Below are 17,432 nucleotides of genomic sequence, written 5' to 3'. Positions count from 1 at the left end.
CCCGGGTCAAGCCCGGGATGACAAAGATGGATAAAGCAGTGGCAGCTTCCCACCGCAAAACGGGCATCGTTCGCGTTACGCCCCCGGCCCCTCATAGGCTTCGACGATCCGCCCGACGATCGGGTGGCGGACGACGTCGGCGGCGGTGAAGCGGCTGACGTTGATGCCTTCGAGCCCTTCGAGCCGCGCGACCGCGTCGGCGAGGCCCGAGGTCGCGGGCATCGGCAGATCGACCTGTTTCGGGTCGCCGCAAATGACCATGCGGCTGTTCATGCCGAAGCGGGTCAGGAACATCTTCATCTGCGGGATCGTCGTGTTCTGCGCTTCGTCGAGGATGATGAAGGCGTCGGCGAGCGTGCGCCCCCGCATGAAGGCCAGCGGCGCGATCTCGATTTCACCGCTCGCGATCCGGCGCTCGACCTGCTCGGCGGGCAGGCAGTCGTGGAGCGCGTCGTAGAGCGGGCGCAGATAGGGATCGACCTTTTCCTTCATGTCGCCGGGGAGGAAGCCGAGCTTCTCCCCCGCCTCGACCGCGGGGCGCGACAGGATCAGGCGCTGGACGCTGCCGGTGATGAGCTGCGCGACGGCCTGCGCGACCGCGAGATAGGTCTTGCCGGTGCCCGCGGGACCGAGCGCGAAGATCACCTCGTCGCGCGCGAGCGCCTGCATATAGGGAACCTGCGACGGCGCGCGCGGGACGATCGTCTTCTTGCGCGTCCGGATCATCACCGGCGGCGCTTCGCTCGTGTCGTGGCGGATGATGCCGTCGAGCGTCGGCTGCGCCGACATCGCGATCAGGCCGTCGACCATGCCGGCATCGACCTCCTGCCCCTTTTCAATGCGGTCATAAAGATCGGTGAGCACGTCGCGCGCGCGCGCCGCAGCTTCGGCCTCACCCTCGATCTGCACGCGGTTGCCGCGCGCCGAGATATAGACGCCGAGGCGGTTCTCGATCGCGACGAGGTTGCGGTCGAACTCGCCGAAGAGAATGCCCAAAAGCTGTGTGCGCTCGAATTCCGCCGTCAGTCGGACGCGGTCGCCGGGTTCGGCGGGGGTGGAGGCGGTCAGCGGGCGTTTGGACACGTGGGCAAGGCTCCTTCTGGCGATAAGGCGACTGTAGTCCCGCGAAGGCGCGAGTCCATCTCCCGCGGGTTCGGGATACGACGGAAAAAGACGGAGTGTGTCTTCGCGGAGACAGCTTCCGCCCGTGGCACTAGGCGACCGCTTCCATCAGCAGTTCGGCACCGAGACTGTTTGGCCCCGCCGAAGCAATCCGCACGTCGACCATGTCGCCGATCTTCAATCCCGGCGCGATGACGTGAACCGACTGGAGCCATGGCGATTTGCCGATGAGTTGACCATCGAGCTTGCCCCCCCGTTCGAGGAGCAGGCGCGTGGTGCGGCCGACGGTCGCTTCGTTGAACGCCTGCTGCTGCTCGTTGAGCAGCGCCTGCAGCCGCTGGAGGCGGTCGTTCATGTCGGCTTCGCTAATCTGGCCGTCCATCGTCGCGGCGGGCGTGCCGGGGCGGCGCGAATATTTGAAGCTGTACGCCATCGCGTAATTGGTGGCGCGGACGATAGCGAGCGTCGCCTGAAAATCCTCCTCGGTTTCACCGGGGAAGCCGACGATGAAGTCGCCCGAAATCGCGATGTCGGGGCGTGCTTCGCGGACGCGCTCGATGACGCGAAGATAGCTGTCCACCGAATGGCTGCGGTTCATCGCCGCGAGGATGCGGTCGCTGCCCGCCTGCACCGGCAGGTGGAGGAAGGGCATCAGCTTGTCGATCTCGCCATGCGCCACGATCAGCCCGTCGGTCATGTCGTTCGGGTGGCTGGTGGTGTAGCGGATGCGTTCGAGCCCGTCCTCGCGCGCCAGTTCGCGGATCAGCCCGTCGAGCCCGATCGCCCGGCCCTTCTCGTCCTCGCCGTCCCACGCGTTGACGTTCTGCCCGAGCAAGGTGATCTCGCGAACCCCACCCGCGACGAGCGCGCGCGCTTCGCCGATCAGGTCGGCGAACGGCCGGCTGATCTCGGCGCCGCGCGTATAGGGGACGACGCAATAGGTGCAGAATTTGTCGCAGCCTTCCTGCACGGTGAGGAAAGCGGTCGGGCGCTGACCGCCGGCGCGCTTGGGCAACGCGCCGAACTTGCTCTCGGCGGGCATGTCGAGGTCGACCGCCTTCTCGCCACGCTCGGCGCGTGCGATCAGGTCGGGCAAGCGGTGATAGGCCTGCGGGCCGACGACGACATCGACGCTCGGCGCGCGGCGCGCGATCTCGGCGCCTTCGGCCTGCGCGACGCAGCCGGCCACCGCGATCGTCGGCGTGCTGCCGTCGGCGCGCTTCAGCCGGCCGATGTCCGAATAGACCTTCTCGGCCGCCTTTTCGCGGATGTGGCAGGTGTTGAGCACGACCAGATCGGCGTCGGCGCCATCGGTGGCCGCGACATAGCCCTCTGCGCCCAACATCTCGGCCATGCGCTCACCGTCATAGACGTTCATCTGGCAGCCGAAGGATTTGACGTGAAAAGTCTTTTGAGGATTTGGGGGAGAGTCGGATTTCATCGGCGCGCTATAGGCGATGCGGTGGGCTGGCGGAAGAGCGTGCGATTTCCGCCGCGATCGCCGCGCGTGCCGCTTCGGCGAGCAGCTTGCGGTCGCCCTCGACGGTATCGGGCAGCGGCTCGAGATAATGGATGGTCAGATGCACCGGGCGCTTGCGCGCGAGCAGCCGCTTGAAATTGTCGAGCCCCGATTCGGGATCAAGCCAGGCGATGTCGTTCGCCTCGGCCCCATAGTCGAGCAGGACCGGCTGGACGCGCAGCTTCGGCGGCGTCGGGATCACCGCCTGGAACAGCGACGCGCGGAAGGGCAGCAGGCCGTCGCCCGGGCCCGTCGTGCCTTCGGGGAACAAAGTCACCGGGCGGCCGCGCGCGAGCGCATTGCGCAGGTCGTTCGCCTGATTGTGGATCTCGCGCCGCGCCTCGCGCTGGACATAGACGGTGTGGTTCTGGTCGGCGAGCCAGCCGACGAGCGGCGCCGAGCCAATCTCGGCCTTCGACACGAACGCCGAGCGCGCTGCGCCGCCCAGCGCCAGAATGTCGAGCCAGCTGACATGGTTCGAGACGAACAGCACGTCGCGCCGGAGCCGCGTACCCGTCGTGCGGATGCGCAGCCCCGCGATCCAGCCGGCGGCGTTGAGGAAAGCCATTACCATCGGCGAGGGACGGCCGACGGCACGGTAAAGAAGATGCGGGACGATCAGAAAAAGCAGCGCCAGCACCATCAGGGCGAGACGGGCGACCGTCCGCCAGGTAATCGCGCTGCGATCAGTCGCGCTTGCGATCGATGGCGACACCGTAAAGCTCCATGCGGTGGTCGACGAGGCGGAAGCCCAGCCGTTCGGCGATCACCTTCTGCAACGCCTCGAGCTCCGGATCGACGAATTCGATCACATTGCCCGTTTCGACGTCGATGAGATGGTCGTGATGCGCCTCGGGCGCCGCTTCGTAGCGCGAGCGCCCGTCGCCGAAATCGTGGCGGTCGAGGATGCCCGCTTCTTCGAACAGGCGCACGGTGCGGTAAACGGTCGCGATCGAGATGCCGCTGTCGACCTTCGACGCGCGCTCATAGAGCGTCTCGACATCGGGGTGATCCTCCGAATCCGAGATGACGCGCGCGATGATGCGGCGCTGCTCGGTGATGCGGAGGCCCTTTTCGTGGCACAGGGCTTCGAGATCGATATTGCCGGACATGCTTGCCTTTCCTGCAGATGCAGCCGTGTCTGTCTTTGTTACAAACTGTATAGGGACGCCCCGCGAATAGGACAAGGGCGGCGCCCCTGCGAACGCCGCCCTTCCCTGCTCCGACCGGAGCGATTTATCGGAAATATCAGGCCTTGGCTTTGCGCTTGCGCCCGCCGCCGCGACCCTTGGTGCCGAGGCCGATTTCCTTCGCCAGCGCGCGGCGCTTTTCGGCATAGTTGGGCGCGACCATTGGATAGTCGGCGGCAAGGCCCCATTTGGCGCGATAGTCGTCGGGGGTCATGCCATAATGCGTCATCAGGTGGCGGCGCAGCATCTTCAGTTTTTTGCCGTCCTCGAGACAAACGATATAGTCGGGCTTGACCGAGGTGCGGATCGAAACCGCCGGCACCAGCTTTTCTTCCACGACCGGTTCGCTCCCGAGGCCCGACAGCGCGGCGTGGACATTGTTGATCAGAATGGAGAGGTCTGAAATGGCGACGCTGTTGTTGCTGACATGCGCCGCGACAATGTCGGCGGTCAACGTAACGAGCATCTCATTGGTGTCGGCTTGATCGGACATGAGACTATTCCTTGTTGTCGATTACCCAGAAGTATCCGGCGAATATTGGATTTTTTCTTCCGCCGGATGGATTATTGCCACTTTGGATGTAATTCCGCAATGACGGATCAGTCGGCTCGACTCTCGCCTGCCGGCCGCCGCATCGTAATGGCATCGCGGAGCTTGCCGTCGTTGCCGCGATAATAGGCCGGACGCCGGCCGCACTCTGTAAAGCCCGCGCGTTCATAAAGATGAACCGCGTCATTGTCGGCCCGCATTTCAAGGAAATAGTCTTCGGCACCCTCTGCGGTAGCCCAGGCGCGCCAGTCGTCGATCAATAATCGCCCGATCCCGCGGCCGCGAAACTGCGGATCGACCGCGAGCAACAATAACTCGCTTTCGGGGCCCGCGATCCGCGCGGCGGAAAAGCCGCACGCCTGTTCGCCCTCCCACGCCAGACACACGCGCGCCGATGGCAGCGCGAACAGCGTCAAGAGCTGCGCGCCGGTCCATGCCTCGCCATAGGCGGGCTCGAACGCCGCATCCATCACGCGCATCACCGCGGTCAGATCGCCGACGCGCGCGGTGGCGAGGCGAATGGCGACGGTCATGCCGGGGCCGCCATCGGCTTGGCGTCGGGGGCGCGGCCATAGATCGGGCTCGGCGTGTCGATGATCGCGCTCGCGGGCAGGCGCAAAAAGGCGCGCGCGTCGGGCAGCATCGCCAGCGCGCGTCCCGAGCCGCGTTTCGCGACAAAGGCCTCGGCGCGATTGCCGACGACCAGCGCGTCGTCAAGCTGGATGGCGTCATCGGGAAGCAGCGAACGAAGCTCGGCGCGCGGCGCGAGGTCGGCGGCGAAGGGCTGGACGAACCATTGGCCGTGGCCGCCCTCCATCACCACGAGCGCGCCGTTCGCCGCCGCGATGCCGTCCGCCGCGGCGGCGGCAACCAGCGCGAGCGTCGAAAAGCCATGCACCGGCACCTGCCAGCCGAGCGCGAGCGCGCGCGCCGCGGCGACGCCGATGCGCACCCCGGCAAAGCTGCCCGGGCCGCACCCGACGGCGATGACGTCGGCGCGGCCGCCATTCACGAGTTCGGCGATCAGCGGAACGAGGCGCTCGGCGTGGCCGCGCCCGATCACTTCGTGGCGATGATCGACGACCGCGCCCGCCTCGAGCAGCGCCACCGAGCAGGCTTCACTCGCCGAATCGATGACCAGGTGGCGCATGGGATGCAGCGCGCGCCGCTCAGGCGATGCGGTTGAAGCGCGCGAAATCGGGGCGCGGGCTGCGCTCGAAGATCGTCGCGGGATCACCATAGCCGAGCGTCGAGATGAAATTGCTCTTCACCTTCGGCTCGTCGGCGAAGAAAGCCCGATCGACCGCAGCATTGTCGAAACCCGACATCGGCCCGGTGTCGAGCCCGAGCGCACGCGCTGCGAGGATGAAATAGGCGCCCTGCAGGCTCGAATTGCGAAACGCCGTCGTCTCCGCGTGCGCATCGTTGCCCGCGAACCAGCTCCGCGCGTCGGTATGCGGGAAAAATTCGGGCAGATGCTCGTAGAACTCGGTGTCCATCGCGATGATCGCGGTGACAGGTGCGGCGCGTATCTTTTCCTCATTCCCCGGGATGGCGTGCGCCGCGAGCTTTGCCTTCGCTTCGTCCGACACGCACCAGACGATCCGCGCCGGCAGGCTGTTCGCGCTGGTAGGCCCGAACTTCATCAAATCCCAGATCGCGTGCAGCTGCGCTTCGGTGACGGGTTTGTCGAGATAGCCGTTATAGGTGCGCGCGGTGCGAAACAGCTGGTCGAGAGCGCTGTCGGAAAGCGGCTCGCTCATGGGCTAACTCCTCGAGGTAAAAATAATCAGACGGCGTGAACTGCCGTTACCTCGGGAACATAATGTTTCAAGAGGGACTCGATGCCATTCTTCAGCGTCGCGGTCGAGGAGGGACAGCCGGCGCAGGCGCCCTGCATCTTCAGATACACATTGCCCTTGTCGAAACCGCGATAGATGATGTCGCCGCCGTCGTTGGCGACCGCGGGGCGCACGCGCGTTTCAATCAGTTCCTTGATCTGTTCGATGATGTCGGCGTCGGCGGGATCGTCGGCGAAGCCCGCATCCTCGGCCGGAACCGAAAAACCCGCGCTCGCGGCGTTGAACAGCGGCACGTCGGCGAGGAAATGATCCATCACGATACCGAGCACATCGGGCTTCGCATCGGCCCATTCGGCGCCGGGGGCGATCGTCACCGACACGAAATCGCGGCCGAAGAAGACGCCCGTCACGTCGCCGAGCGAGAAAAGCGCGCTCGCGAGCGGCGAGGCTTCGGCCTCCTCGGGGCTGGCGAAGTCGCGGGTTCCCGTCTCCATCACCGCCCGGCCGGGCAGGAATTTGAGCGTCGCGGGGTTGGGCGTCGATTCGGTTTCGATCAGCATGGGGCGCATGTGGGGGGCATTCACGCTTTGTGCAAGGTGACACACATACGCTAGGGCGCGTCGATGCGCCGCTTCACCCATTTCGCCGCCATCGACTGGTCGGGTGCCCGCGGCGAGCGCCAGCGCGGGATCGCGCTTGCGGTCGCGAGCGGCGCGGCAGCGCCCGCGCTCGTGCGGCCCGGCCATATCTGGTCGCGCGCCGAAATCCTCGCCTGGCTGGAGGATGTCGCCGCCGCGGGCGAGGACGTGCTGATCGGCTTCGATTTCTCGGCCGCCTTCGCCTTCGCTGACGCGGGCGCCTATTTTCCCGAATGGAGCGAGAGCCCCGCCGATATTCGGGCGCTCTGGTCGCTGGTCGAGCGGCTCGCGCATGGCGATCCGCATTATGAAGCCGGCGGGTTTCTTGGCCATCCCGACGCGCGGCGCCATTTTCGCCACGGCCAGGGCGAGGTCGGCGATCTTTTCGCGCCCGGCGCTGGTCGCCTGCGGGTCGTCGAGCAATATCAGCGCGCGACCAAACAGGCCGCGAGCGTCAGCAATTTCAACCTTGTCGGCGCGGCACAGGTCGGCAAGGCGAGTCTCGCGGGTATGCGCCTGCTGCACCGGCTGTCGGGCCGGATACCGCTATGGCCGCTCGATCCGGTTCCGGCCCGCAGCCCGCTGCTCGTCGAAATCTATACCAGCCTTGCCGCACGAGCGGCCGGCCTGCCGCCGGGGCGCAGCAAGATCCGCGACGGGGCGGCGCTCGACGCGGCGCTCGCGGCATTGGGATCGGCCCCCGCCGGCCTCACCGGCCCGGTCAGCGACCATGCGAGCGACGCGCTGCTGACCGCCGCCTGGCTGCGCGCGATAGCCAGCGAGAACGCCCCCTGGTCGCCGTCGCCGCTGACCCCGGCCCTCGCCCGAACCGAAGGCTGGACGTTCGGCATCGTCTGACGATTCCGCCGTGCGGCATTTTCCCGCATGTCCGCTGTTTCCATCGAACCGAAAAATGCTTAGGGGAACGCGAGCGCCGGCTTAGCTCAGTTGGTAGAGCACCTGATTTGTAATCAGGGGGCCACGGGTTCGAATCCTGTAGCCGGCACCATCATCGCACCCGAACCCCGCGGCCTTCAGGAAATCGGTAAGCGCGCCGGTCCTGGGAAGCTGTCCCCTGCTGCGCCGCCGCGCGCGCGGCATGGACGGTATAGCCGCAAAGCAGGCCATAAAATGCCAGCCCCTCGACCTGCCAGAAGGGCATCGTCGCCATGTTGAGCAGAAAGAAGGCGAAATGGGCGGCGATCAGCAGGAAACGATCGCCGCGCGCCGACGCCGCCGCCGCGAACATCACCGTCCACAAGGCGATCATCGCCGCCACGCCGAACCAGCCGAGTTCGTAGAGCGTCGCGACCAGCGTGTTGTGCGGATAGACCTTGAACACGCCCTCCCAGCTTTCGGGCCCGAGGCCGAACAGATGCTGGAGCGGCGTGCCGTCGGCCCAGGCATAGATATAGCTGCTCCAAATGAGCGGCCGGCCCGACATCACCTGCCGTTCGAGCAGGTCGAAGTCGCGCGGCGTCTTGATCAGCGCCGCCGGGTCCGCGAGGAATGCGGCGAGATCGGCGAAACTCTCACGGTAGAGCAGGGCCGCGATCGCAAAGAGCAGCACCCCCGCGACGGTCGCCGTCACCGCCATCGCGCCGCGCTGGTCGCGCCGCACGCTCATCGTCAGCCCGCCGAGGAAGATCGCCAGCGCGAGCGGCGCGAGCGCGAGGATCGTGGTGCGATAGCCCGCGAGCAGAATGGCAATGAGCGTCACCGACAGAAAGGCGATACGCACCGCGCGCGGCGCCGACCGTGCGAGGCCGCCGACCAGGAACCCCGTCAGCAGCGCGACCGAAAAGGCCGCCTCGTGATTATAGCCGCCGATCCAGACGAGCCCGTCGCCATCCTCGGCCCCCTTGGGCATATTCAGCGCCAGCGACAGCGCCTGAAAGACGAGCAGCGGCAGGAAGGAAACCATCGCCCAGGTCAGAAAGCGCGCCTCGGGATCGCGGCGTAGCGCCTGGAAGGCCGCGAGCAGGATCACGATCATATAGGCATATTTGACGGCGACATTGATGCCGCCGACCAGATCGCCGTTCAGGCCGGCGCTGAATAGCGCGAGCAGGATCAGCAGATAAACGGGCAGCAGCCATTTGAGCGCCAGATTGGCGGGCCGCACGACGAAAAGCAGCCCGAACCCGGTCACCGCGACCGAAAGCAGCGCATTGCCCGAGAGCCCGCCGGCGAGCGGCTGGAACATATAGAGATGATAGGCGCCCGCGGTGGTGCGCAACCACAGCGCAACGACCACGAACGCCCCCGCCATGCCGCCCGCCCGCCGCGCCGCGACGACGAGCGGGACGAGCAGCAATAGCGTGACGGGCAGCAATATGCCGGGCCCGAAGGCCGGGCCATAGGGCAGCGCCTGCGCGGTCACGGCGCCGCCCGGCTAGGTCGTGAACTCATGAATGACGTCACGACCTAGTCGGCATAATAGTGGCGGTACGCCTTGAGGAAGGTGCCGCCATCCTCATAGCCGGCGCGCTCCTGCTCGCGCACATCGACCAGCGTCAGCACCGCGCCGAGCATTTCGGCATGGACGTCGTACAGCCGCCGCAGCGCCACCGACGCCGCCTTCGACGGCGTCTTGCGCCAGCGTACGAGGAAGACCACGCCGTCCGCCATACTGGCGATCACGCGCGCCTCATCGACCGGCAGCACCGGTGGCGTATCGAGGATCACGAGGTCGTAGCGGTCGCGCACCTGCTCGATCAACTCGGCGAGCCGCGGGCTCTCGGTCAGGCCGATACCCTTCGAATCGAGCCGCTGCGGCAGCAGGCAGGCGTCCGACAGGCTGTCCTTGACGATCGCCTGATCGAGCGTCGCCTCGCCCGCCAGCACTTCGTCGAGCCCCAGCGTCGCGCCCTCGGCGAACTGGCGGCTCGATGCGCGCCGACGCGCGTCGGCGTCGATCAGCAGCACCTTGCCGCCCGCCGCCGCCATCGCGCGGGCAAGACCCATCGCGGTCGTCGTCTTGCCTTCGCCGGGCACAGCGGAGGTGATCGCGACGACGCGGACCGGCTTCGCCGCCTCGGCGAACTGGATCGAGGTGCGCAAGGCGCGGAACGCCTCGGCATAGGTCGATTGCGGCCGCTTGATCAGCAGTTCGGCGGGCGGCGCCGGCAACCCCGACTTGCGATAGCCGGGCAAGGTGCGCGCGTCGGGGATCGAGGCGAGCGTCGCCAGTCCCAGTGCTTCCTCGATCGCGTCGCTCGTCTCGAGCCCTCGCTCGAGCAATTGCAGCAGGACGACGAGCAGCACGCCGATACCGAGCCCGCCGACCACCGCCATCGCCGCATAGATCAGCATGTTGGGCGAACTCGGCGCGCCGGGGACGCGCGCGCGGCTGACGATATAGGAATCGCTGCGTTCGAGCCCCGATTGCGCGACCGTCTGGCGATAGCGATCGAGGAACGCCTGATAGAGCGTCCGCGACGATTCGGCGTTGCGTTCCAGCTCGGCCAGCCGCACCGACGCTTCATTGTCGCTCGCGAGCTTGCCCTGCGTCTGCGCGACCGAGCCGGCGAGCGACGCCGCGCGCTGACCGGCGATGCTCGCCTGGATCGACGCGTTGGCGACGATGCGCTTCACCTCGGCGGCGATATGCTGGTCGGCGGTGCGCAGCTGGTTCTGCGCCTGGACGAGCGCGGGATGGCGCGGGCCATAGCGTTTTTCGAGCGCCGCAACCTCGCGCGCCGCCTCGGCGCGCTGGGCGCGTAGCTGGCTGACCACCGGCGAATCGAGCGAGTCGCCGAGCTCCTCGCCGCTCCGTCCGCCGCGCACCTGCGCGCGCGCCGCCGAAAGCCGCGCCTGCGCCGCCGCATTTTCCGCCTTGGCCTGCGCGAGCTGCGTCGAAAGACCCGACAATTCCTGCTGCGTCACCGTGCTGGCTTCGGAAACGGCGAAAAGATTGTGCGCGGCGCGATAGTCGGCGACCGCCCGCTCGGCGCCGAGCACCTGGGTGCGCAGGTCCTCAAGCCGTTTTTCGAGAAAGCCCTGCGCGCGCTGCGTCGCCTCGGCCTTCGAACCCGCCTGCCCCGAAACATAGTCGTCGACCAGCGCATTGGCGATCTGCGCCGCCTGCGCCGGCGTATTCCCTTCGTACGACACGCTGATCGCATAGGAGAGCCCGTCGCGCTTTACCGTCAGGGCGCCGAGCAGCGTGCCGATCGCGCGCTGGCGCCCGATCAGGTCGGGCTGCGCCGCCGGCGCCCCCTGCCCCGCAGCCTCATTGAACGCGGGATCGCGCGCGAGCCGCAGCCGGTCGACCACCCGCCCGATCAGTTCGGGCGAGCGCAGCGCCTGCACTTCGGTGTCGACCGCCGCCGAATCGGGATCGGCGGTCGGGGTCACCGCATCGACGTCGATCACGCGCTCGGCCGTGCGTTCGAGCGCGACCTGCGCGGTCGCGAGATAGCGCGGCTCGGCGACGAGATAGGCGGCGGCCGCGACGATAATCGCCGCGACCATCGCCGCGCACAGCACCATCCATCGCCGGCGCAAAATCCCGCCGATATGGCGCAGGTCGATCAGCGCGCCGCGATCGACCTGCGGATCCGCGTCCCTAGGGAGCGGGGTACGCCGTGAAAGTGCATCCATGTCACGCGGCAGCCAGGAAGGCGCGGACCGCGGGCGCGATGTCGGGACGGCGAAGCGCAAGCGCGAGCGTCGCGGTCACGAAGCCGCTCTTGTCGCCGCAGTCATAGCGCTTCCCGTCGAAGGTGACGCCGTGGAAGGGTTGCTGGCCGATCATCCGCGCCAGCGCGTCGGTGAGCTGGATCTCGCCGCCCGCGCCTTCCTCCTGACTGCCGAGCACGTCCATCACCTCGGGCTGGAGGATATAGCGGCCGATGATCGCGAGCCGCGACGGTGCGACATCGGGCGCCGGCTTTTCGACCAGCCCCTTCACTTCGGTGATCGGCCCCGCCTGCGCTCCGGGGGTGACGATGCCATATTTATGCGTCTGGTCCGCCGCCACTTCCTCGGTGCAGATCAGGTTGCCGCCCAGGTCGTTATAGGCCTCGACCATCTGTTTGAGGCAACCGGGCTCGCCGACCATCAAATCGTCGGGCAGCAGCACCGCGAAGGGCTCGTCACCGACAAGGCGGCGCGCGCACCATACGGCGTGACCGAGCCCGAGGGGCTCCTGCTGGCGCACGATGGTGATGTCGCCCGGCGAGGGGCGGGTGCCGTCGAGCGCGGAAAGCGACTTGCCGCGCCGCGCCATCGCTTCCTCGAGCTCGAAGGCGTGGTCGAAATGATCCTCGATCAAGCTCTTGCCGCGGCTGGTCACGAAGATGAACTGTTCGATGCCCGCCTCGCGCGCCTCGTCGACGGCATATTGAATGAGCGGCCGGTCGACGACCGGCAGCATCTCCTTTGGCATGGATTTGGTCGCCGGAAGAAACCGGGTTCCAAGGCCGCCAATGGGGAACACGGCCTTGCGTATCTTTCGCATTTTTCCACCCTTTTCTGGTCACTGGGTTCCCCCCCAAAAACCAGTATTCGGCTCGCCAGACACGATCGCCGCGTGCTGACGGGCGCGGTCTGCGCCCTTACGCTGCATTGCAGCAAGAGCCCGGCGTCGAAGCGTGTCCAAAGTGCGTCCGGCCTATTCCGAAGCTTCGGCTTCACAGCTTTGGCGGGTCGCCCTTGAAGGTCACGCCGCCCGGCACCGAACCCCCGCCGCGCGGGCGGACCAGCGGCGTTCCGGGGGGCACCTGGATATCGTGCGAGCCGATGATGATCCTGGCGGGCCCGTTATGGACGTCGAAGATCGGCCAGCCGCGATCACTCTTCACCACCAGATGCTCGATCGTGATGACGAGCGGCTCGTCCGCGCCTTTCGCCGCCATGATCGAAAAATGATTGGTATCGCCGATGCCGCCGATCTTGAGAGGATCGACACTGCTGAGCCGGGTGGCGCGGATGCTCGACCATAGACGGAAGTTGCGCGCATTACGGCCGCTGATGCAATCGTCGAGCATCGTCTCGGTCGATTTCAGGTCGAACCCGCCGTCGCTATTGTCCCAGGCGGCGCACTGGCGAAACAGGAAGCGCGCGTTCCCGCGCTCGGTCGAAAAACCGTCGCCGTTCCAATATTGCCTGTCGCGGCGCTTCCACTGAAATCCGCGCATCGAACAGCGTTCGATCCGGAAATCATGCGCGGTGTCGGCGAATCCGATGCCGACGGGAAGGTCGGTCGCACCGGTGGTCAGCATGCCGGTCGCGCTGACATCCTCGATCACGCCGTCGCGGCTGTCGTACCGGATGCGGGCGAAACTGCGTTCGAGATCGCGCGCGCGCGCGCCGCGCACATGGAGGCCGACGATGCCGGCGGACTCGAGATCGGGCGCCGCGGTATTTTCGATAACGCGATAGCCGCCCGCCACGCTGATGTCGGAAATCCGCACGTCGCGGACCGGCTCGCGAATCACGAACAGGCCGTTACCGACGTCGCGCGCACGCACGCGGCGATATGAGGCGCCCGAGCGCACGGCATAGACGGGCTCGCCGTGCGCGGCGATCGGAACCGCGCTCGCGGCGCGGCGGGAGGGCTTGTCGGCCATGCCCGGCGGGTTAGGCGGAGAGCGCCGGCCAAAACGAGCGCGATGCGGCGCGGCGTGGCGTGTCCGGGATCAGCGCAGCGCGGGTGGCACCCCGGCCAGATCGTCGCCGCCCCCGGCCGCCAAGCGGCGCGAAAAATCAAGGAAGGGCGGGCGATAAACGTGCCGAACCCGGCTGAACCGGCGAAAACCCGCCTCCCCCGATCCGATATTGAGCGTCATGCCCGTGCCCGCCTTCGCCGGAGACAGCGCGCGCCCGTCGATCGCGATCGCCGACGACAGGGTGCGGTCCAGCACATGCCGGCGCTCGGCCGCGTCGCGCCCGAAATAAGTGATGGCATGCGGCGGCGCTCGGCGGTGGATCGCGGCGATCGCATCCTCGATTCGCGCATAATTGCGCAGCGGCAGGATCGGCCCCTCGATATCCTCCTGCATCACCAGCATGTCGTCGCTCGCATGGCGGACGATGTGGAGCGGCATGTCGGTCCCGCGCGGCTGTGCGGTCATCACTTCGCCGCCGCGCGCGCGCGCATCGTCCAGCAGCCGCGTCCATCGCGCCTGCTCGGCAGCGGTCGGCGCCGCTTCGTTCGCCGCCGGCTGCATCGCCGCGCGCCACAGCCAGGCGGCGATCGCCTCTTCCTGCTCGTCGGGCACGAGCAGATAGTCGGGCGCCAGCGGCACCCGTCCGCCCCGGACGCGCTTGTCCGCGATCACCTTGTCCGCAGCCCGTGCAAAATCGGCCGAGCGCCCGAAGATGACCGGCGACTTGCCCGAGCGCGCGATCGTCACGCCGTCGCCCTGTTCGCCGCTCGTCACGAGCAGGTCGAAGGCGAGGTCGGCAAAGGCGCCGTCCGGCGCGACGGCCAGTTCGAGCGGATCGAAATAATCGGGCGCGAGCCGACCGATCAGGTCGCCCAGTTGCGGCGAGGCGGCATCGAATTTCAGCATCACCCGATTGCCCGCGGCGAGCGCACTCGCGAGGATATCCGCCGTCTGGAGCAGCGGCAGCGCGGCAGGCACCGATATGCCGATCACCCCGACCGGCAGATATTCCACATAATCGCCGCCGCCGAGCCGCGCGAGCAGCCCGCGGCCGCTTTCGGGGCGCATCCAGCGCCCGACGCGGTCCAGCGCCGCGCGCAGCACCGCCAGCGCCGGCACCCCTTCGGTGCGCTCCGCCGACTCGGCATCCTGATTCGTCTGGTCCACAGCGAGCGCGGCGCACAGCGCGCCGGCATTTTCCCCGATCATCCGCATCGCCCGCCCCAGCCGGTCGCGGCGAACCGCCAGCGACACGGGCAGGTCGGCGAAAAATGCCGCGCGTTGCGCTTCCAGCATCCTGCCCTTCCCACAGTTTATCGCATCCAGCTTCTAATCCAGCGCCGACGCGTGGCAAGTTCAAGTCGAAGCGTTTCGTCGCATTGCAGCCAAAGCGTCCGACCTTCGTTTGGCCAAAGCCGCGAGCCATCTGCTTATAATTGGGCGCCCTTTTTCAGTTTTGTGTCATTTTGAATCGCGATTGCAGTCCCATTCGGCTCGCCTTTCAATTGCCTCTTCTCAAAGCTGGCAAGTTGACGTGCGAGGGGCTGGCGCGATGATTGTTCGCAAGCGCAGCAAAATCGCCTTCATATAAAAGGGAGCAACGCGTAATGCGTATCGTAATGATCGGGTCCGGCTATGTCGGGCTCGTTTCGGGCGCGTGTTTTGCCGATTTCGGCCATCACGTGACCTGCGTCGACAAGGATGCGAACAAGATCGCCCGGCTTCGGGCCGGCGGCATTCCCATCTATGAGCCCGGGCTCGACAGTCTGGTCGCGCGCAATGTCGCAGCGGGCAATCTCGACTTCACCACCGAGCTTTCCGAAGCGGTCGGCGCCGCGGACGTCGTGTTCATCGCGGTGGGCACGCCGAGCCGCCGCGGCGACGGCCATGCCGACCTCTCCTTCGTCCACGGCGCGGCGCGCGAAATCGCCGGGGCATTGAGCGGCTTCACCGTGATCGTCACCAAGTCGACCGTTCCGGTCGGCACCGGCGACGAGGTCGAGCGGATCATTCGCGAATGCAATCCCGCGGCCGAGTTCGCCGTCGCCTCCAACCCCGAATTCCTGCGCGAAGGCGCGGCGATCGAGGATTTCAAGCGCCCCGACCGCGTCGTCATCGGCATCGAGGACGAGCGCGCCCGCGCGCCGATGGAAGAGGTCTATCGCCCGCTGTCGCTGAACAAGGCGCCGATCGTCTTCACCCGGCGGCGCACCAGCGAGCTGATCAAATATGCTGCGAACGCCTTTCTCGCGATGAAGATCACCTACATCAACGAGATGGCGGACCTCTGCGAACAGGTCGGCGCCGATGTGCAGGAGGTCGCGCGCGGCATCGGGCTCGACAATCGGATCGGCGGCAAATTCCTGAATGCGGGTCCGGGCTACGGCGGCTCCTGCTTCCCCAAGGACACGCTCGCGCTGATGAAGACGGCGCAGGACCATGACGCGCCGCTGCGGCTGATCGAGGCGACCGTCGCCGTCAACGAGCAGCGCAAGCGCGCGATGGGCCGCAAGATTCTCGCAGCGATCGACGGGCCGGTTCGCGGCCGCACCGTCGCGGTGCTCGGCCTGACCTTCAAGCCCAACACCGACGACATGCGCGACGCGCCTTCGATCGCGATCATCCAGGCGCTGCAGGATGCCGGTGCCAAGGTTCGCGCCTATGACCCCGAGGGCATGGACGCGGCCAGGACTGTGCTGAGCGATGTCGACTATGCCGCCTCCGCCTATGCCGCGGCGCAGGGCGCGGCGGCGACGGTGATCATCACCGAATGGGATGCCTTCCGCGCGCTCGATCTCGCACGCCTCGAGGCAGCGATGGCCGATCCGCTGCTCGTCGACCTGCGCAACATCTATCGCCCCGCGCAGGCCGAAGCGGCGGGCCTGCGCTATGTCGGCATCGGGCGGCCGGGCGATCCCGACGACGATGCCGGCGTTTCGAGCGAAAGGCGCGCGGCGTGACCGACGACAGCCCCATCCTCGTCACCGGCGCCGCCGGTTTCATCGGCCATGCGGTGTCCGAACGCCTGCTCGCGCGCGGCGAGCGCGTGATCGGCCTCGACAGCTTCACCGACTATTATGACGTCGCGCTGAAGAAAGCGCGCACCGCGCGGCTGGCGGACAATTTCAATTTCCGGCTGATCGACGGCGACATCGCCAGCCCCGGGCTGGTCAGCGAGCTGGTCGAGGCGAATGGCATTCGCCGGATCGTCCATCTCGCCGCGCAGGCGGGCGTGCGTTACAGCCTCGAAAACCCGTTCGCCTATGAGCACAGTAATCTCAAAGGCCATCTCGCGGTGCTCGAAGCGGCGCGCCACGCGGGCAACATCGAGCATCTCGTCTATGCTTCGTCGAGCTCGGTCTATGGCGACCGTCCGATCGGCGGCGCGGGGTTCCGCGAGGACGAACCCTGCACCGCGCCGGTCTCGCTTTATGCCGCGACCAAGCGCAGCTGCGAATTGATGAGCCAGAGCTATGCCACGCTCTACAAACTGCCGCTCAGCGGGCTGCGCTTCTTCACCGTCTATGGACCGTGGGGCCGGCCCGACATGGCCTATTACGGCTTCGCGCAGAAGATCCTGCTCGGCCAACCGATCGAGGTGTTCGGCGAAGGCCGGATGGCGCGCGATTTCACCTATATCGACGACATCGTCGACGGCGTCGTCGGGGTGCTCGACCGGCCGCCGGCGGACGGCGAACACCGGCTCCTCAACATCGGCGACTGTAATCCGGTCGGGCTGATGGACATGATCGCCATGCTCGAGCGCGCGCTCGGCCGGCCCGCGGTCAAGCTGATGCGGCCGATGCAGCCGGGCGACGTGACCGCGACCTATGCCGATATCTCGGCGATCAACGCGCTCACCGGGTACAGCCCCAAGGTGCCGCTTTCCCGCGGGATCGAGCGGTTCGTCGACTGGTATCTCAGCGAAATAGAAAATGGTGGAAGAGGGCCGATGGCAGCGGTGGCCTGAGCCGGGAAATCCGGCCGGGCGCTTTTG

General features: G+C 67.0%; 17 protein-coding genes and 1 tRNA gene. 4 read left to right on the top strand and 14 right to left on the bottom strand.

All coding sequences use genetic code 11. The features are described 5' to 3' along the window. Nucleotides 1–75: 75 nt before the first annotated feature. The 9 genes from VFG17_RS10805 to VFG17_RS10765 form a co-directional block, all read right to left on the bottom strand. The gene (locus VFG17_RS10805) at nt 76–1,083 is read right to left on the bottom strand and encodes a PhoH family protein (RefSeq protein WP_325029467.1); all 1,008 of its coding nucleotides are present in this window, start codon (nt 1,081–1,083) and stop codon (nt 76–78) included. A gap of 130 nt (nt 1,084–1,213) precedes the next feature. Beyond that, complete coding sequence (gene miaB / locus VFG17_RS10800; RefSeq protein ID WP_325029466.1) at nt 1,214–2,563, bottom strand: tRNA (N6-isopentenyl adenosine(37)-C2)-methylthiotransferase MiaB; 1,350 nt, start codon at nt 2,561–2,563, stop codon at nt 1,214–1,216. 7 nt (nt 2,564–2,570) lie between these two features. Further along, nucleotides 2,571–3,356: a lysophospholipid acyltransferase family protein gene (locus VFG17_RS10795; RefSeq protein ID WP_325029465.1), complete on the bottom strand. Its 786-nt coding sequence runs from the start codon at nt 3,354–3,356 to the stop codon at nt 2,571–2,573. Beyond that, a complete protein-coding gene (locus tag VFG17_RS10790) occupies nt 3,328–3,753 on the bottom strand; it encodes a Fur family transcriptional regulator (RefSeq protein WP_167918807.1) in 426 nt (141 codons plus the stop codon). The genes VFG17_RS10795 and VFG17_RS10790 overlap by 29 nt, the downstream gene beginning before the upstream one ends. A 136-nt stretch (nt 3,754–3,889) precedes the next feature. Next, the gene (locus VFG17_RS10785; protein WP_325029464.1) at nt 3,890–4,324 is read right to left on the bottom strand and encodes a MucR family transcriptional regulator; all 435 of its coding nucleotides are present in this window, start codon (nt 4,322–4,324) and stop codon (nt 3,890–3,892) included. 107 nt (nt 4,325–4,431) lie between these two features. Further along, nucleotides 4,432–4,914 carry a GNAT family N-acetyltransferase gene (locus VFG17_RS10780; RefSeq protein WP_325029463.1) on the bottom strand — a complete coding sequence of 161 codons (483 nt, stop codon included), beginning with the start codon at nt 4,912–4,914 and terminating at the stop codon, nt 4,432–4,434. Continuing rightward, nucleotides 4,911–5,531 carry a tRNA (adenosine(37)-N6)-threonylcarbamoyltransferase complex dimerization subunit type 1 TsaB gene (tsaB, locus tag VFG17_RS10775; RefSeq protein ID WP_325029462.1) on the bottom strand — a complete coding sequence of 207 codons (621 nt, stop codon included), beginning with the start codon at nt 5,529–5,531 and terminating at the stop codon, nt 4,911–4,913. Before tsaB ends, VFG17_RS10780 begins: the two co-directional genes overlap by 4 nt. 19 nt (nt 5,532–5,550) lie before the next feature. Next, nucleotides 5,551–6,144, bottom strand: coding sequence for a malonic semialdehyde reductase (locus tag VFG17_RS10770; protein ID WP_325029461.1), 594 nt, complete (start codon nt 6,142–6,144; stop codon nt 5,551–5,553). A 26-nt stretch (nt 6,145–6,170) separates the two neighbouring features. Further along, complete coding sequence (locus VFG17_RS10765; protein WP_325029544.1) at nt 6,171–6,743, bottom strand: NifU family protein; 573 nt, start codon at nt 6,741–6,743, stop codon at nt 6,171–6,173. A 63-nt stretch (nt 6,744–6,806) separates the two neighbouring features. Between VFG17_RS10765 and VFG17_RS10760 the strand changes: the two genes are divergently transcribed. Together VFG17_RS10760 and VFG17_RS10755 are read left to right on the top strand one after the other, a co-directional pair. Next, on the top strand, nt 6,807–7,679 hold the full coding sequence (locus VFG17_RS10760; RefSeq protein ID WP_325029460.1) for a hypothetical protein: 873 nt from the start codon (nt 6,807–6,809) through the stop codon (nt 7,677–7,679). A gap of 75 nt (nt 7,680–7,754) precedes the next feature. Beyond that, nucleotides 7,755–7,830: transfer RNA gene (locus VFG17_RS10755), tRNA-Thr, on the top strand. Here VFG17_RS10755 and VFG17_RS10750 read toward each other — a convergent pair. From VFG17_RS10750 to VFG17_RS10730, 5 genes are all read right to left on the bottom strand, one after another. Then, nucleotides 7,831–9,204 carry a hypothetical protein gene (locus tag VFG17_RS10750; protein ID WP_325029459.1) on the bottom strand — a complete coding sequence of 458 codons (1,374 nt, stop codon included), beginning with the start codon at nt 9,202–9,204 and terminating at the stop codon, nt 7,831–7,833. Between the two features lie 44 nt (nt 9,205–9,248). After that, nucleotides 9,249–11,426 carry a GumC family protein gene (locus tag VFG17_RS10745; protein ID WP_325029458.1) on the bottom strand — a complete coding sequence of 726 codons (2,178 nt, stop codon included), beginning with the start codon at nt 11,424–11,426 and terminating at the stop codon, nt 9,249–9,251. A 1-nt stretch (nt 11,427) separates the two neighbouring features. Then, nucleotides 11,428–12,285 carry a UTP--glucose-1-phosphate uridylyltransferase gene (locus VFG17_RS10740; protein ID WP_325029457.1) on the bottom strand — a complete coding sequence of 286 codons (858 nt, stop codon included), beginning with the start codon at nt 12,283–12,285 and terminating at the stop codon, nt 11,428–11,430. A 172-nt stretch (nt 12,286–12,457) separates the two neighbouring features. Next, nucleotides 12,458–13,396: a hypothetical protein gene (locus tag VFG17_RS10735; RefSeq protein ID WP_325029456.1), complete on the bottom strand. Its 939-nt coding sequence runs from the start codon at nt 13,394–13,396 to the stop codon at nt 12,458–12,460. 69 nt (nt 13,397–13,465) lie between these two features. Further along, entirely contained in the window at nt 13,466–14,731 is a 1,266-nt protein-coding gene (locus VFG17_RS10730; protein WP_325029455.1) for an aldehyde dehydrogenase family protein, read from the bottom strand. Between the two features lie 311 nt (nt 14,732–15,042). Here VFG17_RS10730 and VFG17_RS10725 point away from each other — a divergent pair, with 311 nt between their 5' ends. Continuing rightward, on the top strand, nt 15,043–16,395 hold the full coding sequence (locus VFG17_RS10725) for a UDP-glucose/GDP-mannose dehydrogenase family protein (protein WP_325029454.1): 1,353 nt from the start codon (nt 15,043–15,045) through the stop codon (nt 16,393–16,395). Further along, entirely contained in the window at nt 16,392–17,405 is a 1,014-nt protein-coding gene (locus VFG17_RS10720) for an NAD-dependent epimerase/dehydratase family protein (protein WP_325029453.1), read from the top strand. Before VFG17_RS10725 ends, VFG17_RS10720 begins: the two co-directional genes overlap by 4 nt. Nucleotides 17,406–17,432 lie beyond the last annotated feature (27 nt).

It is taken from the genome of Sphingopyxis sp., assembly GCF_035686825.1.
Classification (GTDB): domain Bacteria; phylum Pseudomonadota; class Alphaproteobacteria; order Sphingomonadales; family Sphingomonadaceae; genus Sphingopyxis.
Note: the sequence above shows the minus strand (reverse complement) of the source record. Positions and strands in the feature narration are given on the sequence as shown.

Coding starts and splice junctions, on each gene's coding strand:
- VFG17_RS10760 (WP_325029460.1), top strand. CDS start 6,807: ATGCGCCGCTTCACCCATTTCGCCGCCATCGACTGGTCGGGTGCCCGC.
- VFG17_RS10730 (WP_325029455.1), bottom strand. CDS start 14,731: ATGCTGGAAGCGCAACGCGCGGCATTTTTCGCCGACCTGCCCGTGTCG.
- VFG17_RS10780 (WP_325029463.1), bottom strand. CDS start 4,914: ATGACCGTCGCCATTCGCCTCGCCACCGCGCGCGTCGGCGATCTGACC.
- VFG17_RS10725 (WP_325029454.1), top strand. CDS start 15,043: ATGCGTATCGTAATGATCGGGTCCGGCTATGTCGGGCTCGTTTCGGGC.
- VFG17_RS10745 (WP_325029458.1), bottom strand. CDS start 11,426: ATGGATGCACTTTCACGGCGTACCCCGCTCCCTAGGGACGCGGATCCG.
- VFG17_RS10785 (WP_325029464.1), bottom strand. CDS start 4,324: ATGTCCGATCAAGCCGACACCAATGAGATGCTCGTTACGTTGACCGCC.
- VFG17_RS10790 (WP_167918807.1), bottom strand. CDS start 3,753: ATGTCCGGCAATATCGATCTCGAAGCCCTGTGCCACGAAAAGGGCCTC.
- tsaB (WP_325029462.1), bottom strand. CDS start 5,531: ATGCGCCACCTGGTCATCGATTCGGCGAGTGAAGCCTGCTCGGTGGCG.
- VFG17_RS10740 (WP_325029457.1), bottom strand. CDS start 12,285: ATGCGAAAGATACGCAAGGCCGTGTTCCCCATTGGCGGCCTTGGAACC.
- VFG17_RS10765 (WP_325029544.1), bottom strand. CDS start 6,743: ATGCTGATCGAAACCGAATCGACGCCCAACCCCGCGACGCTCAAATTC.
- VFG17_RS10735 (WP_325029456.1), bottom strand. CDS start 13,396: ATGGCCGACAAGCCCTCCCGCCGCGCCGCGAGCGCGGTTCCGATCGCC.
- miaB (WP_325029466.1), bottom strand. CDS start 2,563: ATGAAATCCGACTCTCCCCCAAATCCTCAAAAGACTTTTCACGTCAAA.
- VFG17_RS10770 (WP_325029461.1), bottom strand. CDS start 6,144: ATGAGCGAGCCGCTTTCCGACAGCGCTCTCGACCAGCTGTTTCGCACC.